14 protein-coding genes and 1 tRNA gene are annotated in these 16,528 nt (G+C 59.3%); 10 read left to right on the plus strand and 5 right to left on the minus strand.

What is annotated here, in order from left to right; all coding sequences use genetic code 11:
* Positions 1-10: 10 nt before the first annotated feature.
* Positions 11-3,760, minus strand: coding sequence for an ATP-binding protein (locus tag AC1D17_RS12995; protein WP_477565810.1), 3,750 nt, complete (start codon positions 3,758-3,760; stop codon positions 11-13).
* A 250-nt stretch (positions 3,761-4,010) separates the two neighbouring features.
* On the opposite strand from AC1D17_RS12995, the gene AC1D17_RS13000 reads away from it, so the two are divergent.
* On the plus strand, positions 4,011-4,460 hold the full coding sequence (locus AC1D17_RS13000) for a phasin (protein WP_264220420.1): 450 nt from the start codon (positions 4,011-4,013) through the stop codon (positions 4,458-4,460).
* 167 nt (positions 4,461-4,627) lie between these two features.
* Positions 4,628-4,704: transfer RNA gene (locus AC1D17_RS13005), tRNA-His, on the plus strand.
* A gap of 25 nt (positions 4,705-4,729) precedes the next feature.
* Here AC1D17_RS13005 and AC1D17_RS13010 read toward each other — a convergent pair.
* On the minus strand, positions 4,730-5,113 hold the full coding sequence (locus AC1D17_RS13010; protein WP_477565811.1) for a hypothetical protein: 384 nt from the start codon (positions 5,111-5,113) through the stop codon (positions 4,730-4,732).
* Positions 5,114-5,137: 24 nt separating this feature from the next.
* Here AC1D17_RS13010 and AC1D17_RS13015 point away from each other — a divergent pair, with 24 nt between their 5' ends.
* Entirely contained in the window at positions 5,138-6,139 is a 1,002-nt protein-coding gene (locus AC1D17_RS13015) for a hypothetical protein (protein ID WP_477565812.1), read from the plus strand.
* A gap of 30 nt (positions 6,140-6,169) precedes the next feature.
* Here the strand turns inward: AC1D17_RS13015 and AC1D17_RS13020 are convergent, their stop codons facing one another.
* On the minus strand, positions 6,170-7,051 hold the full coding sequence (locus tag AC1D17_RS13020) for a LysR family transcriptional regulator (protein ID WP_477565813.1): 882 nt from the start codon (positions 7,049-7,051) through the stop codon (positions 6,170-6,172).
* A gap of 10 nt (positions 7,052-7,061) precedes the next feature.
* Positions 7,062-7,379, minus strand: a complete 318-nt coding sequence (locus tag AC1D17_RS13025) for a putative quinol monooxygenase (protein WP_477565814.1) — start codon at positions 7,377-7,379, stop codon at positions 7,062-7,064.
* A 123-nt stretch (positions 7,380-7,502) separates the two neighbouring features.
* Between AC1D17_RS13025 and AC1D17_RS13030 the strand changes: the two genes are divergently transcribed.
* The gene (locus AC1D17_RS13030; RefSeq protein ID WP_477565815.1) at positions 7,503-8,999 is read left to right on the plus strand and encodes a CoA-acylating methylmalonate-semialdehyde dehydrogenase; all 1,497 of its coding nucleotides are present in this window, start codon (positions 7,503-7,505) and stop codon (positions 8,997-8,999) included.
* A 371-nt stretch (positions 9,000-9,370) separates the two neighbouring features.
* Positions 9,371-9,832, plus strand: a complete 462-nt coding sequence (gene rirA, locus AC1D17_RS13035; RefSeq protein WP_112841386.1) for an iron-responsive transcriptional regulator RirA — start codon at positions 9,371-9,373, stop codon at positions 9,830-9,832.
* A gap of 144 nt (positions 9,833-9,976) precedes the next feature.
* Here rirA and AC1D17_RS13040 read toward each other — a convergent pair whose 3' ends face one another.
* Entirely contained in the window at positions 9,977-10,684 is a 708-nt protein-coding gene (locus AC1D17_RS13040) for a helix-turn-helix transcriptional regulator (RefSeq protein WP_477565816.1), read from the minus strand.
* A 493-nt stretch (positions 10,685-11,177) separates the two neighbouring features.
* On the opposite strand from AC1D17_RS13040, the gene AC1D17_RS13045 reads away from it, so the two are divergent.
* The 5 genes from AC1D17_RS13045 to AC1D17_RS13065 all read left to right on the plus strand — a co-directional run bounded on the left by AC1D17_RS13045 (position 11,178) and on the right by AC1D17_RS13065 (position 16,453).
* Positions 11,178-12,773, plus strand: a complete 1,596-nt coding sequence (locus AC1D17_RS13045) for an ABC transporter substrate-binding protein (RefSeq protein WP_477565817.1) — start codon at positions 11,178-11,180, stop codon at positions 12,771-12,773.
* A gap of 94 nt (positions 12,774-12,867) precedes the next feature.
* The gene (locus AC1D17_RS13050; protein WP_477565818.1) at positions 12,868-13,872 is read left to right on the plus strand and encodes an ABC transporter permease subunit; all 1,005 of its coding nucleotides are present in this window, start codon (positions 12,868-12,870) and stop codon (positions 13,870-13,872) included.
* A 9-nt stretch (positions 13,873-13,881) separates the two neighbouring features.
* Positions 13,882-14,775, plus strand: a complete 894-nt coding sequence (locus AC1D17_RS13055; RefSeq protein ID WP_477565819.1) for an ABC transporter permease subunit — start codon at positions 13,882-13,884, stop codon at positions 14,773-14,775.
* The gene (locus AC1D17_RS13060; protein ID WP_477565820.1) at positions 14,775-15,629 is read left to right on the plus strand and encodes an ABC transporter ATP-binding protein; all 855 of its coding nucleotides are present in this window, start codon (positions 14,775-14,777) and stop codon (positions 15,627-15,629) included. Before AC1D17_RS13055 ends, AC1D17_RS13060 begins: the two co-directional genes overlap by 1 nt.
* Positions 15,626-16,453 carry a dipeptide ABC transporter ATP-binding protein gene (locus AC1D17_RS13065; RefSeq protein ID WP_477565821.1) on the plus strand — a complete coding sequence of 276 codons (828 nt, stop codon included), beginning with the start codon at positions 15,626-15,628 and terminating at the stop codon, positions 16,451-16,453. Before AC1D17_RS13060 ends, AC1D17_RS13065 begins: the two co-directional genes overlap by 4 nt.
* Positions 16,454-16,528 lie beyond the last annotated feature (75 nt).

Here is a 16,528-nt window from a genome sequence, read left to right on the forward strand (position 1 = left end):
CAGACGTTGGCTAGTTGGCCAGAACCCGCTGCGACGGGAAGGAAATTTCTACCAGCGTGCCTTCGTTGGGTGCCGAGTTGATCGAGAACTGGGCCCGGTTTGCCTCGGCCATCGCCTTGGTCAGCGGCAGGCCGAGGCCGGTGCCGTCGCCGCGCTTGCGCGCCCCGGTCGTCACCTGGCGGAACGGCTTCATCGCCTGTTCGAGTTCGGTGCGGGTCATACCGACGCCGGTGTCGCGGATGCGCAGGATAACGCTGCCATTGGCCTCATAGGCGGTCGAGACGACGATCTGTCCGCCCGACGGGGTGAAGCGGATGGCGTTGGACAGGATATTCAGCGCGATCTGCTTGATCGAGCGGTTGTCGGCAACAACGTTCGGAACCGAGCCCGAAAGCGAGGTGCGGATGATCACACGCTGGCTGTTGGCCTGCGGCTGTACCAGGGAGACAGCCTCCGACACCGCGTCGTTGATCTCGACGGCAGTGAATTCGAGATCCATCTCGCCAGCCTCGATCTTCGAAATATCCAGGAGGTCGTTGACGATATCGAGAACATGGCGGCCGGAGCGGCCGATGTCGCCTGCATATTCGACATAGCGCGGATTGCCGATCGGGCCGAAATGCTCACTCGCCATCATGTCGGAAAAGCCGATGATCGCATTGAGCGGCGTGCGGATTTCGTGGCTGACGCGGGCGAGAAAATCGCTCTTGTGGGCATTGGCCGTTTCGGCGGCCCGCTTGGCGTTGCGCAGTTCCTCTTCCGTCCGCTTCCACTGGGTGATGTCGCGGATGACGGCGCAAAAGCCGTTGGAGGAGGATAGGCGGCCCATGGTCATGAAGAGCGGAATGAAGCCGCCGGAGGCCTCGCGGCCAATGACTTCGCGGCCATCGTTGAGGACGCTGGCGACGCCGTGGCCGGAAAGGCCGGCGAGATAATCGAGAACGGCCTTCTGGCTCTCGTGAGCAAACAGGATGGCGAACGGCTTGCCGCGGATTTCGCCGTCGTCATAGTTGAACAGGGCGCTCGCCGAGCGGTTGAGCGAGCGGATTTCACCCTCGGCACCGACGACGACGACGCCGTCGGTTGCGGTCTCGAGAATGGAATGGAGTTCTTCCGCCTCCATGCGCAGCGCCTGGATTTCCGGCGCCTCCGTGGGCTCTTCGACGGCGGTCGCGGGCTGGATCTCTGCAACGGGAAACACCGGAGCTGGCAGCGCCGCCGAAAGCGCCATCATCAGCGCGTTCTTGTCTTCCCAACGGATCGACTGGAGCCGGGCTGCGACCGGCACGAGCTGGCCGTCGTTGCGGATCAGCATCATCGCGCCATCCGGCAAGTCGACAAGACCATCCTCGTCGCCTGCGAAAAGGGCATCGATCCCGCCTTCCTCGCGCAGTTCGTTAAGATCGGCATAACCGGTCAGCGCCAAAAACTCGGAATTGGCGTGAAACAGATCGTCGCCGCTATGGACCAGAAGAGCGAGCGGAAGATTGTCGAGGATTTCCGGCGTCAGGCGGCTGCTGGCGCTGGTGCGCGCCGGCACGATCGGGGCGGGCGCCTCGGGCAGGACATCCCTGGTGACCGGTTCTGCAACAGCCTCGATGCCGGCACGGCCATCCTCGCCGGCCGCTTCGGTTTTCGCTGAGGCATCGTCATGGAGCGGATTGCCCGCTGCGGTTTCGTCTTTGACCGGCCCCTCTTCGGCGACAGGCATGTCTTCGTTCGGACGTTTGCCGAAACTCTCGCCGAGTTGACGCGCGATCTCGCGAAACGCCGCCTGTTCGCTGCGGCTCAACGGTTCCGTGCCCGGCGGGCGGTGATTGTCGAGCTGGACGATCTTGTCCGATGTGCGGCGCCCCGGGGTCTGGACCAGTTTCAGCGCCGGAAGCTCGCCGCGGAAAGGGTCTTCCGGATCCTCGTCAGCCACAGGCTGGCCGACGCCGGGGACGGTCGCCAGATCACCGACGTCGTCTTCCGATGCCGTCAGCTCCGGCGCAAACTCCGAAACGTCCTTTTGATTATCTGCATCTTCGTTGTGTTCGGTTGTATGGTCTTCTGCGATCGCATCGTTTGCGGCTGCATCGCCTGCCACTGCCTCTTGACCGGCGGGCAGCAGATCCTGCGCTGCGCCATCCATCCCGTCCGCGGCATCCCCTTCACCGGCTGGCTGCGTGCCAAACGTCAGGCCGATGGCCTGTTCGTCATCGGCCATATCGGCGACGCGGACGATGCCGAAGCCGCGGAAACCGTCGAACTCGCGGTTGCGCGAATAGGTCGGAAGGGCTGCCAGATCGACCGGAACCTGCAGGCTGGTGCCTTCGACGGGCCAGTAGATGGTCTTGCCCGACCATGTATCGCGCCGCTTCAGGAGCTCGCTGATCGTATTGCCGGGGTCAAGGTGATAGCGGCCAGCGAGCTCCGTGAAGCTGCGTCCGCAAATATCGGCGGAGGCAGGGCCGACGGCGGTTGCGAATTCCTCGGAAATCTCGCTGAAACGGCCGTCCGCGTCGATCTTCCAGACGAAGCGGATAGCCCGGCTGTTGGGATTGAAGACGAAACCTTGCGCCATGTCCGCGGTGCCGGGTTCTTCGCCCGGCACGCCTTGCGGGATGATGTCGACCGGTTCCGTAGCCTCGGCACTGTCTTTGCCGTTCGCATTGGCGGAAGCATCGTCCTGTGGGGCAAACTCCGGTTCACCCAGGGCAATCGCGCCCGGCGCGGCATCCGTTTCGACATCGGCCTGCGGTGTTTCGGAAACCGGCTCCTCTGGAACCGCTTCGCGTCGCTCGGCCCCGGCGAGACTGTCGCCGGTTTCGGCTACTGCCGCTGTGGCTTGTGCAGAGGGCTCATCGGCGCGCAGCCCCGGCAGGAGCTCTGCGGTTTCGGCATCGGTCTCTGTCTGGCCGGGCGCTTCAATGAAATCATCTGTTTCCGCCGCGATTTCCTCGATCTGTTCGATCTCGTCGATGACATCGTCCGGCACGGTTGCCTGCGCGGAAAGCAACGCTGCCGCGCTCGATGAAGCGGGCTCTTCCGTGATGGACGGTGTGCCTGCACCCTCGGTCTCGTGGAAATCGGCGCCCGGATCGAGATTGCCGAGTATCGTCTCGACGGCGAAAAGCAGGTGCAGGGCAGGGTCTTCCGACAGCTTGCCGATCGCTGCGGGCAAATGACCCTTGCCAGTCGGGACCGGCCGCTTGAGCAGCCAGTCACTATCGCGCGAAACGGCGCTGACCAGCGAGCGGCAGGTTTGCGGCGTCATCGACAGCGCCGCAAAACCGGAAGAGGCGGCAAGGATGGTGCCGTCGCCGTCGAGCACGGCCATATGCGTATCCGGATCGTCGAAGCCGGAGATCATCCGCGCTGCGCGGTCTTCAAGGTTAAGCGGCTTGCCGGTACGGGGCGCTGCAAACAGGATGGCGGTTTCGCCCGGCTGCACGGTGATCATCTCGACCGACGCATGGACGGAAGCGCGCTGGAAGCCCGAGGCGATGCGCATCAGGAACGCCCGCCTGTCGCCGCTGCGGCTCAACTGCCGGGCTGCAGCCTCCATCTGGCGGTAGGCGGCGTCGTTGCGATTGGCGCCACCGTCGATGAAGTCGTAGATTGACGGCAGGCCGAACAGGAATGCCCCTTCGCCATTCGACCACAGCACCTGGTTCATATCCGGCGAAAACAAAACGGCCGCGTCGCCTTTGACAAAATGCTCCCGCACCCGCTCATGAACGGCGATGTCGATAAAGGGATACAATTTTGCGGGCATCGGCTGACCTGGTTTGCGCAACCGTCACACGGACGGGATTGTTAACAGTCTATTAATAGACGCCGGGACGCCAAGGGTCCAGCTTGCTGACCATCACGCACAGGCCTTTTGGCGCAGAAGGTTAATGCCGGTGATTTTAATGAATGTTGCGATGCACAAATATATTGCAATGCACAACGAAATCGCCTATATAGACATCATCGCACAACGGGTGCCTCATGAGAGGGCCCGAAACCAAGGAGCGCTGATCATGGCTACCAAGAAAACCGACGACGTCTTTTCGCTTGCCTCGTTCGACCCGGCAAAGGTCACCGAAACTTTTCGCGATTTCGCTGAAAAGGGTGCCGCCCAGTCCAAGGAAGCCTATTCCAAGATGAAGACCGCCGCCGAAGACGCAACGAAGACCGTTGAAGCGACCATCGAAAGCGCGCAGTCCGGCACCGTCGAACTCGGCCTCAAGGCGATCGACGCCCTGCGCACCAATGCCGAGAATTCGCTGTCGCACATGGAAGCGCTGCTCGGCGTCAAGTCGGTTTCGGAACTGTTCGAACTGCAGACCGCCTTCATCCGCAAGCAGGCCGAGCTTGCCATGGAGCAGGCAAAGTCGATGCAGGAAGCCACCCGCAAGGTTGCCGAAACCGTGACGAAGCCCGGCAAGGATGCCGCCGAAAAGGTCATCTCCGGCTTCAAGAAGAACTGATTTTGCGAGCGCCGGCATCGCCGGTGCGGCATGCCAAAAAGAGCCGGGTAATTGTTTACCCGGTTTTTTCACATCTACGGGCAAGTTATGGCTTGCAAAAAAGACGGACTGCCCGTATTTGACCCGGAAAGCGCGGCGCGACAGTGTTTCGTCAGCTTTGTTTTTGTGCGGTTGTAGCTCAGTTGGTTAGAGCGCAGGTTTGTGGCACCTGAGGTCGGAGGTTCGAGACCCCCCAACCGTACCATTCTTCTCAATGACCTAGGTCACAACTAAGTCATTGGCATAAATCCCCTTTTGTAACTCGCCGCGACTCTTCGGAATTTTGACACAGCTCTTCGGAATTTCTGTTTTTCCGGTCCTCGGATCTGTATTTTCTCTCCCGAGAGGGCAAGATTTTCAAAGACGTCTTCGACCGCCTCGAACTGGAAAGTAAAACCGGTATCGAGAGCAAATATCTTCTTGGCTCCCGCCGCTGCATCCGCGTCGCCCAACTCAAGTCGTTTCAGGACATCGTTGAACTGGCGAACCAAACTGTTGACCGGCACGCCTCGCTCCGTTCCTTGTTGGAAGGCAGGTTCGGGCTTTCGTCGAATATCATCAAGCAGGTGGATCTGGAGGCTGCTGGTTTTACCGGAGTTGACGACGTCATCCAATCAGTTCCCGACTGGAAGCTGAAATTGACGGCTCTTTTGCAACTGCTTTCGAGTACCATTCTTTCACAGAGTGCCCAGGAACGATCAGTTTATGAGGCTTACCTCAAGTCGTTAAGCTTCGGTGCTTCGCAAAAACAGGCCGTCGTGGACGTTGGCTGGAATGCCAATATGCAAGGTAGCCTCGGAGATTTATTGGGCCGCCCACTTAGGGGCTATTATTTCGCAACACTTGAAGCCGCATCACGATGGCGCGCGCAGGGACATTTCATACACGGGTATTACGCAGAAAATTGCACAATCACGGATGACGACCACATTCTGTCAAATCGGCTCGTCCTGGAGCATATGCTTTGTGACCTCATTCCAAGCGTGGTGTCTCTCAAGCGCAAAGAAGAGGGGTTCAAGCCTGATTTTGGTGGCAATCCCGTTTCGGAGCAGCGCCTTGACCTGGTTGCTCCTTTGCATGAGGGAGCCAGATGCTTCGCCGATGATGTTTGCAGGACGCTTGGACCGAACATCGCCTCTATTGATTTTCGGCCTGACGTAATGACAGCCCTTATGAAGACATTTCTGGCAACTCCAGCACCTGCAGATGCAGCTTTGTTCATCGGCCAGCCCTTGGATGATAGTTTCAGCGGTGCGCGACGCCGTTACCTCATTTCCCCTCAACTCGAAAAGTCTATTCCCAGCACAACCCCCTCTTACTGGATAGCAGGCGCCCAAGCGGCGCGGTCGCGCAAATCAACGGAGGAGAATAATTCTCAAGAAAGTACCGCTTCCCAATTCGCCGGGGAGCCGACCGGGGGAAGGCTCCGCACCGTCGATCACGGAACGCTTCCAACTGTAAAAACCGGGCGGGAGTCGTTAAGGGCGCGTACCGTGTTGGGTTTGGCATTTCCGGTACTGAGGCGGCACTTAAGCGAAGGTGAAAGGTTCTCCTACGAACATAATCCCTTGGCGTTTTTTAATCGTGTCAACCACCCGGTATTGCGGGCCGTGGGAAAGGCGGCAGGGTTACGTCGCTAGAGGTTTAATTGAAAACATTATTCGCTGATTTCAAATGAAAATGCCGTGCTCCTCGGTCACCAGCTCCTGAAGGAAGTCGACGACAGTACGGACGCGGACGAGTTCGCGGGCGCTTTCGTGGTAGGTGGTCCAATAGGCCCGGCGGATCGTCGTTTCCGGCAGGATGCGGATCAGTTCCGGATATTGGCGGGCGATATAATTGTGCAGGATGCCGATCCCGGCACTGGAGCGCACGGCCTCGGTCTGGCCTGTGGCGCTGGAAATCTCGAAGGAGGCATCCCAGCTTCGCATCACCTCGCCGGTAAAATTCAGCGATGCGGTAAAGATCAGGTCTTCGACATAGCCGATGCGGCGATGGCTCTTCAGGTCATCGACGGTTTTGGGCGCTCCATGGGACGACAGATAATCCTGCGAGGCATAGAGCCCGAGCGTGTAGTCGGTCAGCTTCGATGATATCAGCCGGCCCTGTTCCGGGCGCTCAAGCGTAATGGCAATATCCGCCTCGCGCTGCGACAGCGAAAAGGAGCGGGGGACCGGCACCAATTGGATGCGCAATTCCGGAAACCGCGCCGTCAGCTTGCCGAGCCGCGGCGCAAGAAACGAGACGCCGAAACCGTCCGGTGCGCCGACGCGGACTGTGCCGGCGACCGCGGTGTCGATCCGGCCGATCTGCGCCTGCGCGGCCAGCATCTCGGTTTCCATCCGCTCGGCGGCATGCAGGAAGATTTCGCCTTCCGCTGTCAGGTCGCAGCCATTGGTCCGGCGGATCAAAAGCCGGGTCTTCAGCGCTTCCTCCAGCGCCGTGACGCGCCGGCTCAAGGTGGCGTGATTGACACCCAGCCGCTTGGAGGCAGACAGGATCTGGCCGCTGCGGGCAACCGCCAGAAACATGCGGACATCATCCCAGTTCATCGGGCCACCCTCACTTGGCCAAGAGTGCGATGGGATCGACATCAACAAGGTTGAGCGACATCACCATGCCGGCCGTCAGCATCTTATATTTGAGGAAATGCGGCGTTAGAATGTGGGCTTCGTAGTCCTGCTGGCTGGCATAGACTTCCAGGATGCGAACGTTTTGAGGCGCGCCTTTGACCGAGACGGCATGCAGCATCAGCACGCCCGGTTCCGTCGCAACGGAGGCTTCGATCTCCCCGGTCAAAAGGGCGATATAGTCCTCAAGCTGGGCCGGATCGATTTCCAGCTCCGCGATCCTGACAATTTTCTCGGTCCCGGTTTTCATCAGAGAACCTCAATGGGGATTAGTGGCATCAATTTTTGCACAACGGTTGCTGAATATCGCGCGTTGATTTGTGCATATTGTAGTGCGACACTTCCGCCATAATCAAGATCAGGAGGATCACCCATGTACGAGATTGGTCATTTCATTGGCGGCAAGCGCGTTGCGGGCACCAGCGGACGCACAAGCAATGTCTTCAATCCGGCAACCGGCGAAGTTCAGGCGACCGTGGCGCTTGCCAGCGAAGCGGAAATGGACGCAGCCGTTCAGAACGCCAAGGCTGCACAGCCGAAATGGGCAGCCACCAACCCGCAGCGCCGCGCCCGTGTCTTCATGAAGTTCGTCCAGCTCCTGAACGACAACATGGACGAACTGGCCGAAATCCTGTCGCGCGAGCATGGCAAGACCATTGAAGATGCCAAGGGCGACCTCGTGCGCGGTCTTGAAGTCTGCGAATTCGTCATCGGCATTCCGCATCTCTCCAAGAGCGAATTCACCGAAGGCGCCGGCCCGAACATCGACATGTATTCGATCCGCCAGGCCGTCGGCATCGGCGCCGGCATCACGCCGTTCAACTTCCCGGCCATGATCCCGATGTGGATGTTTGCCCCGGCAATCGCCTGCGGCAACGCCTTCATCCTGAAGCCTTCGGAGCGCGATCCGTCCGTGCCGATCCGCCTTGCCGAACTGATGATCGAAGCCGGTCTGCCGGCCGGTATCCTCAACGTCGTCAACGGTGACAAGGGTGCCGTCGATGCGATCCTGACCCATCCCGACATTTCCGCCGTTTCCTTCGTCGGCTCGACACCGATCGCCCGCTATGTCTATGGCACGGCTGCGATGAACGGCAAGCGCGCCCAGTGCTTCGGTGGCGCCAAGAACCACATGATCATCATGCCGGATGCCGATCTCGACCAGGCTGCCAACGCGCTGATGGGCGCCGGTTACGGCTCGGCCGGCGAGCGCTGCATGGCGATCTCGGTTGCCGTGCCTGTCGGCAAGGAAACCGCCGACCGCCTGATCGAAAAACTGACCCCGATGGTCGAGAGCTTGCGCATCGGCCCTTATACCGACGAGAAGGCCGATATGGGTCCGGTCGTCACCAAGGAAGCCAAGGAACGCATTCTCGGCCTGATCAACAAGGGTATCGAAGACGGCGCCAAGCTCGTCGTCGATGGCCGCGACTTCAAGCTGCAGGGCTATGAAAACGGTCACTTCGTCGGCGGCTGCCTGTTCGATGACGTCACGCCGGATATGGACATCTACAAGCAGGAAATCTTCGGGCCGGTTCTCTCCGTCGTTCGCGCCAAGACTTACGAGGAAGCCCTCGATCTGCCGATGAAGCATGAATACGGCAACGGCGTCGCGATCTACACCCGCGACGGCGATGCGGCCCGCGACTTCGCAAGCCGCATCAACATCGGCATGGTCGGCGTCAACGTCCCGATCCCGGTTCCGCTGGCCTACCATTCCTTCGGCGGCTGGAAGTCCTCGTCCTTCGGCGACCTCAACCAGCACGGCACGGACTCGATCAGGTTCTGGACCAAGACCAAGACGATCACCTCGCGCTGGCCGTCCGGCATCAAGGACGGTGCCGAGTTCTCCATCCCGACGATGAAGTAACGTCGAGATACCGAGTATCCTCCCCGATTGGGCCTCCGTATGGAGGCCCTTTTTTGTTGTGGTCTGCCCGGTGCGGTTGACTGCGGTGGTGGCCGTTTAAGACTTGTTGCTGGCGGCTGTCGGCTCAAACCTGATACGCATTGTCAACCTTTCTGCCGCCCGGAGGGTGGACAGCACATCAGAAGCTGATCATGATCACTTCGGCATGATTTTCTGCTTTTTGGAATTGTTCCAAACTATCATACGCCTTATATGAGGAAGCAGATGGTGACGCCGCCGGTGGAATCGCCAAATGGTCGCAAGTTGTTGAGTGCTAGAGGCTCGCGGGTTCATCCGAACCGGGGCACCGAAATCGAAGCCTGGAGTAAATGATGCGTCTGACGAAGCAAACGAACTACGCAGTCCGCATGCTGATGTATTGCGCTGCCAATGACGGCCACCTCAGCCGCATTCCGGAAATTGCCAAGGCCTACGGAGTATCGGAACTCTTCCTTTTCAAGATCCTTCAGCCCTTGAACAAGGCCGGCCTCGTCGAGACGGTTCGTGGCCGCAACGGCGGCGTGCGCCTGCCCAAGCCTGCGGCCGATATCAGCCTTTTCGATATCGTCAAGGTCACCGAAGACAGCTTTGCCATGGCGGAATGTTTTGAAGCTGGCGAGATCGACTGTCCGCTGGTCGATAGCTGCGGTTTGAACTCCGCCTTGCGCAAGGCGCTGAACGCGTTTTTCGAAGTCCTGCAGCAATATTCGATCGACGACCTGGTCAAGGCCCGGCCGCAGATCAACTTCCTGCTTGGCCTCGACCAGATTACCCATCCGAAAACGGCTGCCTGATACCGTCATGGTCCAACAGGAAACCCGGTTCGTCCGGGTTTTTTGTTGCCTATGCTCTCGCACATATTCCCGCAGGATGAGTCTCTGCGCCTGAAGCCCTTTTCAGCATGCCGCGCATGATCAGGCGGACGCCCGCTGGCGTCCTTAAATGATCTGTTCCCGGATTGCCTTCGCCACCATCTGGGTTCGGTTGACGACGTCGAGCTTCTTGAGGATCGTCGCCGTATGCGAGTTGACCGTGTGTTCCGAGACGGAGACGATCAGGGCGATTTCGCTGGCCGTCTTGCCATGGGAAATCCAGCGCAGGATTTCCGTTTCCCGCGGCGTCAGGCCCAGGCCCGTCTTATTGGACAAAACCAGCCGGTAGAAATAGTCGAAGGCGCAAACGGCGTCATAGCACAGCGCGAAATGTGCCTGCCGGTCCATCTCTTCACCGTCGCCGAGAAACAGCACGGCATAGCGCGCACCGTTGATGCCGGTGACCGGGACGCATATCAGCATGTCGAAGCCAAGTTGGCTCAGAAGATTGCCGCCATGGCCGGGATGGGGGTCTTCAGCTTTCCAGATGGACGGGATGGCCGATGTGTGAAGACTTCTGAAAACGGCAGAATCGCCGAAGCGGTGGCGCTTGTCGTATTCACTGGAAAGCCCTGCCGGGAGATCGTGCAGAGCCAACCGGTTGGTCAGCGTGCAGGCGTCACCCTCGTTTCCAAGCTGCAGCACGCCGAAATGGTCGAAACCATGCCGGAGTGCCATCGTATGGAAAATTCGAAAGAAATCGACCCGATTGAGAGCTTTCTCCAAATCGCTGTCGCAATGGTATCGCCGCTGGTTCTTTAAATCCGTTGTCACGTCGCGGCCGTCCCCCCACGTATTCCGCGGCGGCCATTCTAACGAGCGTTTTTCGATAAGCAACTGCGCCGCAATCGAATGGGAGAGTTGTCAGCAGTTTTGACAACGGGGCAGGCCTCGAAGGCTGTGGCGAGAGGGAGGACTGAGTATGGTTGCCTTCGTCTCATCCCCGCCTGGTAGATGAAAGCTGAACAGTCCTCCCCGCCCCGCACCGCGCTTATGTCACGATGACTCCTGCCGCGCTATCGTTGCAATTTGGGATTGACTTTAACGGTAAAACGAAATCGATTCGCACGGTGATGGTGGCGACCGGAAGAAAGTCGTGTATAGCCTCCCGGCTTGTCGCATCCGGAAGGATTTTCCAATTGGACAAATTTTTTTGGTCGCTTATTGCATTGCCGGGTCAAATGTCGTTCCATCCGGCCTTGACCGGAAACAACGGCTTCTGCGTCAGAAAAATACGAGAACAAGAACAAATCTGGGAAGCAAACTCATGAAAAAGCTCTCTACTCTCCTTGCTGCGACCGCAATCGCCACTTTGATGGCCGGTTCGGCATGGTCGAAGACGTTGGTTTATTGCTCTGAAGCCTCGCCGGAAGGGTTCGATCCGGGCCTCTATACCGGCGGCCAGACATTCGACGCATCGTCGCGCACGGTTTACAACCGCCTGGTGGAATTCAAGCACGGCGGGACGGAAATCGAGCCGGGCCTCGCTGAAAGCTGGGAAGTTTCGTCTGACGGGACGGAATACACCTTCAAGCTGCGCCCAGGCGTCAAATTCCAGACCACCGAATTTTTCACGCCGACGCGCGAACTCAATGCTGATGACGTGATTTTCTCGTTCGAGCGCCAGTACAAGGCTGACAATCCCTGGAACAAATATGTTGCCGGCGCTTCCTGGGAATATTTCGCGGGCATGGGTTTTCCTGACCTGATCCAGTCGATCACTAAGGTCGATGATCTGACCGTCAAGTTCAAGCTGAAGCAGGCTGAAGCACCGTTCATCGCCAACCTCGGCATGGACTTCGCCTCGATCATGTCGAAGGAATATGCCGACAAGCTGGCCGCCGACGGCAAGATGGAACTGCTGAACCAGCAGCCGCTGGGAACGGGTCCGTTCACCTTCGTTGCCTACCAGACGGATGCTGCGATCCGCTACAAGGCCAACCCGGATTACTGGGCCGGCAAGGAAAAGATCGACGATCTCGTTTTCGCCATCACCACCGATGCCGCAATCCGCGCGCAGAAGCTGAAGGCCGGCGAGTGCCACATCATGGCATATCCGAACGCCGCCGACGTTGCCGAGCTGAAGAAGGACGAGAGCCTGACGGTTCTGGAGCAGGAAGGTCTCAACGTTTCCTACCTCGCCTACAACACGCTGGTTGCTCCGTTCGACAAGCCTGAAGTGCGCAAGGCGCTCAACATGGCCGTCAACAAGCAAGCCATCGTCGATGCCGTGTTCCAGGGTGCCGCAACGGTTGCCAAGAACCCGATCCCGCCGACAATGTGGTCCTACAACAATGCCGTTGAAGACGACAAGTTCGACCCGGAAGCCGCCAAGAAGATGCTCGCAGACGCCGGCGTCAAGGATCTCAAGATGAAGATCTGGGCAATGCCGGTTGCCCGTCCGTACATGCTGAACGCCCGCCGTGCAGCTGAACTGATGCAGTCGGATCTTGCTGCAATCGGCGTCACCGTCGAGATCGTCTCCTACGAATGGGCCGAATACCTGAAGCTCTCGTCCGCCAAGGACCGCGACGGTGCGGCTATCCTCGGCTGGACCGGCGACAATGGTGATCCGGACAACTTCCTCGACACCCTGCTCGGTTGCGACGCTGTCGGCGGCAACAACCGTGCGCAGTGGTGCAACAAGGAGTTCGACGACCTGATGACCAAGGCGAAGGCAACCGCCGACGTCGCAGAACGCACGAAGTACTATGAAGAGGCCCAGGTCATCTTCAAGAAGGAAGCTCCGTGGAATACCCTTGACCATTCGCTCGTCTTTGTTCCGATGAACAAGAAAGTGACCGGTTTCGTCATGGATCCGCTTGGTATTCACCGCTTTAACGGCGTTGATATTGCTGAGTAATCCTCCTGTATGATCTATGTCGCCGCATCCGCGGTGGCAGTTTCCGGCGGCTCGAATTCCTCGGGCCGCCGGTTTTACAATCGGACTAGAGCCCATGTTGCGCTTTATTTTCGGACGGCTCGCCGTCCTGATCCCCACCTTCATCGGGGTTTCCATTATCGCCTTCTCGTTCATCCGCCTGTTGCCCGGTGATCCGGTCATGCTGATGTCCGGCGAACGTGTGATGTCTCCGGAACGTCATGCCCAGATCATGACGGATCTCGGTCTCGACCGGCCGATCTACATCCAGTATTTCGATTATCTCGTGAACCTGCTGCACGGTGATTTCGGAAGCTCGATCGTCACCAAACGGGCCGTGCTCGAGGACTTCCTGCAGCTGTTTCCGGCAACCATCGAATTGTCGCTCTGCGCCATCATCCTGGCCGTCGCCCTTGGCGTTCCGGCCGGCGTCCTGGCTGCTGTCAAGCGCGGTACCTGGATGGACCAGACGCTGATGGGAACCGCATTGGTCGGTTATTCGATGCCGATCTTCTGGTGGGGCCTGCTGCTCGTCATCTTCTTTTCCGGTTATCTCGGCTGGACACCTGTTTCGGGCCGCATCTCGCTGATGTATTTCTTCCCGCAGGTCACCGGCTTCATGTTGATCGACAGCCTGATTTCGGGGCAGGCGGGTGCCTTCAAATCGGCGGTCACCTATCTGGTTCTGCCGACGATCGTGCTTGCGACAATCCCGCTTGCCGTGATTGCCCGCCAGACGCGCTCGGCGATGCTGGAAGTGCTGGGCGAAGACTATGTCCGCACCGCCCGTTCCAAGGGCCTGTCGCCGTTCCGCGTCATTGGTGTGCATGCGCTGCGCAACGCCTTGATCCCGGTCGTCACCACCATCGGCCTGCAGGTCGGTGTGCTGCTTGCCGGCGCGATCCTGACGGAGACGATCTTCTCCTGGCCGGGGATCGGCAAATGGATGGTCGATTCCGTCTTCAAGCGTGACTATCAGGTCGTGCAGGGCGGGCTGATGCTGATCGCCGCGGTGATCATGGTCGTGAACCTCATCGTTGATGTGCTCTACGGCTTCATCAATCCGCGTATCCGGTACTAGGAGGGTCCGATGGCTGTCGCCGAAATCAAAACCACCACACCACCGACCGGCCTTGCCGAGTTCTGGTTCTACTTTTCACGCAACAAGGGCGCCGTGATCGGCCTTGCGATCTTCCTGATCATCCTGGTGCTGGCAATCTTTGCGCCGTGGGTAACGCCGCATAGCCCCAGCGCCCAGAACCGCGACGTGCTCCTCCTTCCCCCGGCATTTGTTGCGGGCGGGCAGTGGACCTATTTTTTCGGAACCGATGCCGTCGGCCGCGATATCCTGTCCCGGCTGATCTATGGTGCACGTTTCTCGCTGTTCATCGGCCTCGTCGTCGTGACCCTTTCGGTTATTTCCGGGGTACTGGTCGGCCTGATCGCCGGCTATTTCCGCGGCCGCACCGATACGATCATCATGCGCGTCATGGATATCATCCTGGCCTTTCCGTCGCTGCTTCTGGCTCTCGTGCTGGTGGCTGTTCTGGGGCCGGGGCTGCTCAATGCGATGATCGCGATCTCGCTCGTCAACCTGCCGCACTTCGTGCGCCTGACGCGTGCCGCCGTCATGTCGGAGCGCACCAAGGACTATGTCATTGCTTCCAGGGTCGCCGGTGCCGGCACAATGCGCCTGATGTTCCTGACCATCCTGCCCAATTGCCTGGCACCGCTGATCGTTCAGGCGACGCTCGCCTTCTCGGCAGCGATCCTCGACGCGGCAGCGCTCGGCTTCCTCGGCATGGGCGCCCAGCCGCCGACACCGGAATGGGGCACGATGCTGGCCGAAGCCCGCGAATTCATCCAACGCGCCTGGTGGGTCGTGACGTTCCCCGGCCTTGCCATTCTCATCACCGTCCTTGCCATCAACCTGATGGGCGACGGCCTGCGCGATGCGCTTGATCCCAAGCTGAAGAGGTCATGATGTCCCTTTTCGAAATCGAAAATCTCGTTGTCGAATTCCAGACGGCTGCCGGTCCCTTCCGCGCGGTCGATGGCGTATCGATGAAAGTCGATGCAGGCGAGGTCCTGGCGATCGTCGGCGAATCCGGCTCCGGCAAGTCGGTCTCCATGCTGGCCGCCATGGGCCTTCTGCCCTGGACTGCCAAGGTTACCGCCGACAGGCTGCAATTCAACGGTATCGATCTGCTCGGCCTGTCGCCGTCCGATCGGCGCAAGATCGTCGGCAAGGATATTGCCATGATCTTCCAGGAGCCTGTCGCCAGCCTCAATCCCTGCTTTACGGTGGGGTACCAGATCGAGGAAGTACTGCGCATTCATCTCGGTCTCGACAGGGCAGCCCGCCGCGCGCGCGCGATCGAGCTGTTCGATCTGGTCGGCATTCCCAATCCCGCCGAGCGGCTTGGACATTTCCCGCACCAGATGTCGGGTGGCCAGTGCCAGCGCGTGATGATCGCGATTGCGCTTTCCTGCAATCCGAAACTCCTGATCGCCGATGAGCCGACCACCGCACTCGACGTCACCATTCAGAAGCAGATCCTCGATCTCTTGATGCGGCTGCAGGCCGAGCATGGCATGGGGCTGATCATCATCACCCACAATATGGGTGTGGTGGCGGAGACGGCCGATCGCGTTATCGTCCAGTACAAGGGCCGCAAGATCGAGGAGGCCGGCGTTCTATCGCTGTTCGAAGCCCCGAAGAGCGAATATACCCGTGCGCTTCTCTCGGCATTGCCGGACAATGCCACCGGCGACCGCCTCCCGACGATCGCGGAATTCCTCAGCGACGACCAGATCTTTGCAGGAGCTGTTCGATGACCCATGTTCTCGAAGCCAGAAACCTTGTCCGTGACTATCATATTCCCGGCAGCCTTCTCAAAAAGGCAAAGACCGTTCACGCCGTCAAAGGCGTGAGCTTTTCCGTCGATCAGGGCAAGACGCTTGCCATCGTCGGCGAAAGCGGTTGCGGAAAATCGACGCTGGCGCGCATCGTCACCATGATCGATCCGGCAACCGCGGGCGACATGCTGATCGATGGCGTTAAGGTTGATATTGCCAGGGAACGGCTGACGCCGGAAATGCGCCAGAAGGTGCAGATCGTCTTCCAGAATCCCTACGGCACGCTCAATCCGCGCAAGAAGATCGGCGAAATCCTTACCGAGCCGCTGATCATCAACACCAATATGAAAGCGGACGACCGGCGCGACAAGGCGATGGCCATGCTGAAGAAGGTCGGGCTGGAGGAAAAGCATTACGGCCGCTACCCGCATATGTTTTCCGGCGGCCAGCGCCAGCGCGTGGCGATCGCCCGTGCGCTGATGCTCAACCCGCGTCTGCTGGTGCTGGACGAGCCGGTTTCGGCGCTTGACCTGTCGGTGCAGGCACAGGTTCTCAACCTGCTCGCCGACCTGCAGGACGAGTTCCAGCTGACCTATGTCTTCATCAGCCACGACCTGTCAGTGGTGCGCTACATCGCCGACGACGTCATGGTGATGTACTACGGTGAAGCCGTGGAATACGGCAGCCGCGAGGAAGTCTTCAGCGATCCCAAGCACAGCTACACCAAGACGCTTTTCGCCGCGACGCCGCGCGCCGATGTTGAAAGCATCAAGGCGCGGCTTGCCCGGAAAAACGCGGCTTGAAGAGGGCGTATCGTTTGTAAGTTTGCGCAATCACGGTTCCAATGACCGGAAATCTGCGATAAAGCGCCAGCGTTA

This window comes from Pararhizobium sp. P1_E7 (assembly GCF_056405855.1).

What these genes read in the sequence shown, in the direction of transcription:
- AC1D17_RS13060 (WP_477565820.1), top strand. Translation starts at nt 14,775, where the DNA reads ATGTCCCTTTTCGAAATCGAAAATCTCGTTGTCGAATTCCAGACGGCT.
- AC1D17_RS13020 (WP_477565813.1), bottom strand. Translation starts at nt 7,051, where the DNA reads ATGAACTGGGATGATGTCCGCATGTTTCTGGCGGTTGCCCGCAGCGGC.
- AC1D17_RS13065 (WP_477565821.1), top strand. Translation starts at nt 15,626, where the DNA reads ATGACCCATGTTCTCGAAGCCAGAAACCTTGTCCGTGACTATCATATT.
- AC1D17_RS13045 (WP_477565817.1), top strand. Translation starts at nt 11,178, where the DNA reads ATGAAAAAGCTCTCTACTCTCCTTGCTGCGACCGCAATCGCCACTTTG.
- AC1D17_RS13050 (WP_477565818.1), top strand. Translation starts at nt 12,868, where the DNA reads ATGTTGCGCTTTATTTTCGGACGGCTCGCCGTCCTGATCCCCACCTTC.
- AC1D17_RS13055 (WP_477565819.1), top strand. Translation starts at nt 13,882, where the DNA reads ATGGCTGTCGCCGAAATCAAAACCACCACACCACCGACCGGCCTTGCC.
- AC1D17_RS12995 (WP_477565810.1), bottom strand. Translation starts at nt 3,760, where the DNA reads ATGCCCGCAAAATTGTATCCCTTTATCGACATCGCCGTTCATGAGCGG.
- rirA (WP_112841386.1), top strand. Translation starts at nt 9,371, where the DNA reads ATGCGTCTGACGAAGCAAACGAACTACGCAGTCCGCATGCTGATGTAT.
- AC1D17_RS13000 (WP_264220420.1), top strand. Translation starts at nt 4,011, where the DNA reads ATGGCTACCAAGAAAACCGACGACGTCTTTTCGCTTGCCTCGTTCGAC.
- AC1D17_RS13025 (WP_477565814.1), bottom strand. Translation starts at nt 7,379, where the DNA reads ATGAAAACCGGGACCGAGAAAATTGTCAGGATCGCGGAGCTGGAAATC.
- AC1D17_RS13030 (WP_477565815.1), top strand. Translation starts at nt 7,503, where the DNA reads ATGTACGAGATTGGTCATTTCATTGGCGGCAAGCGCGTTGCGGGCACC.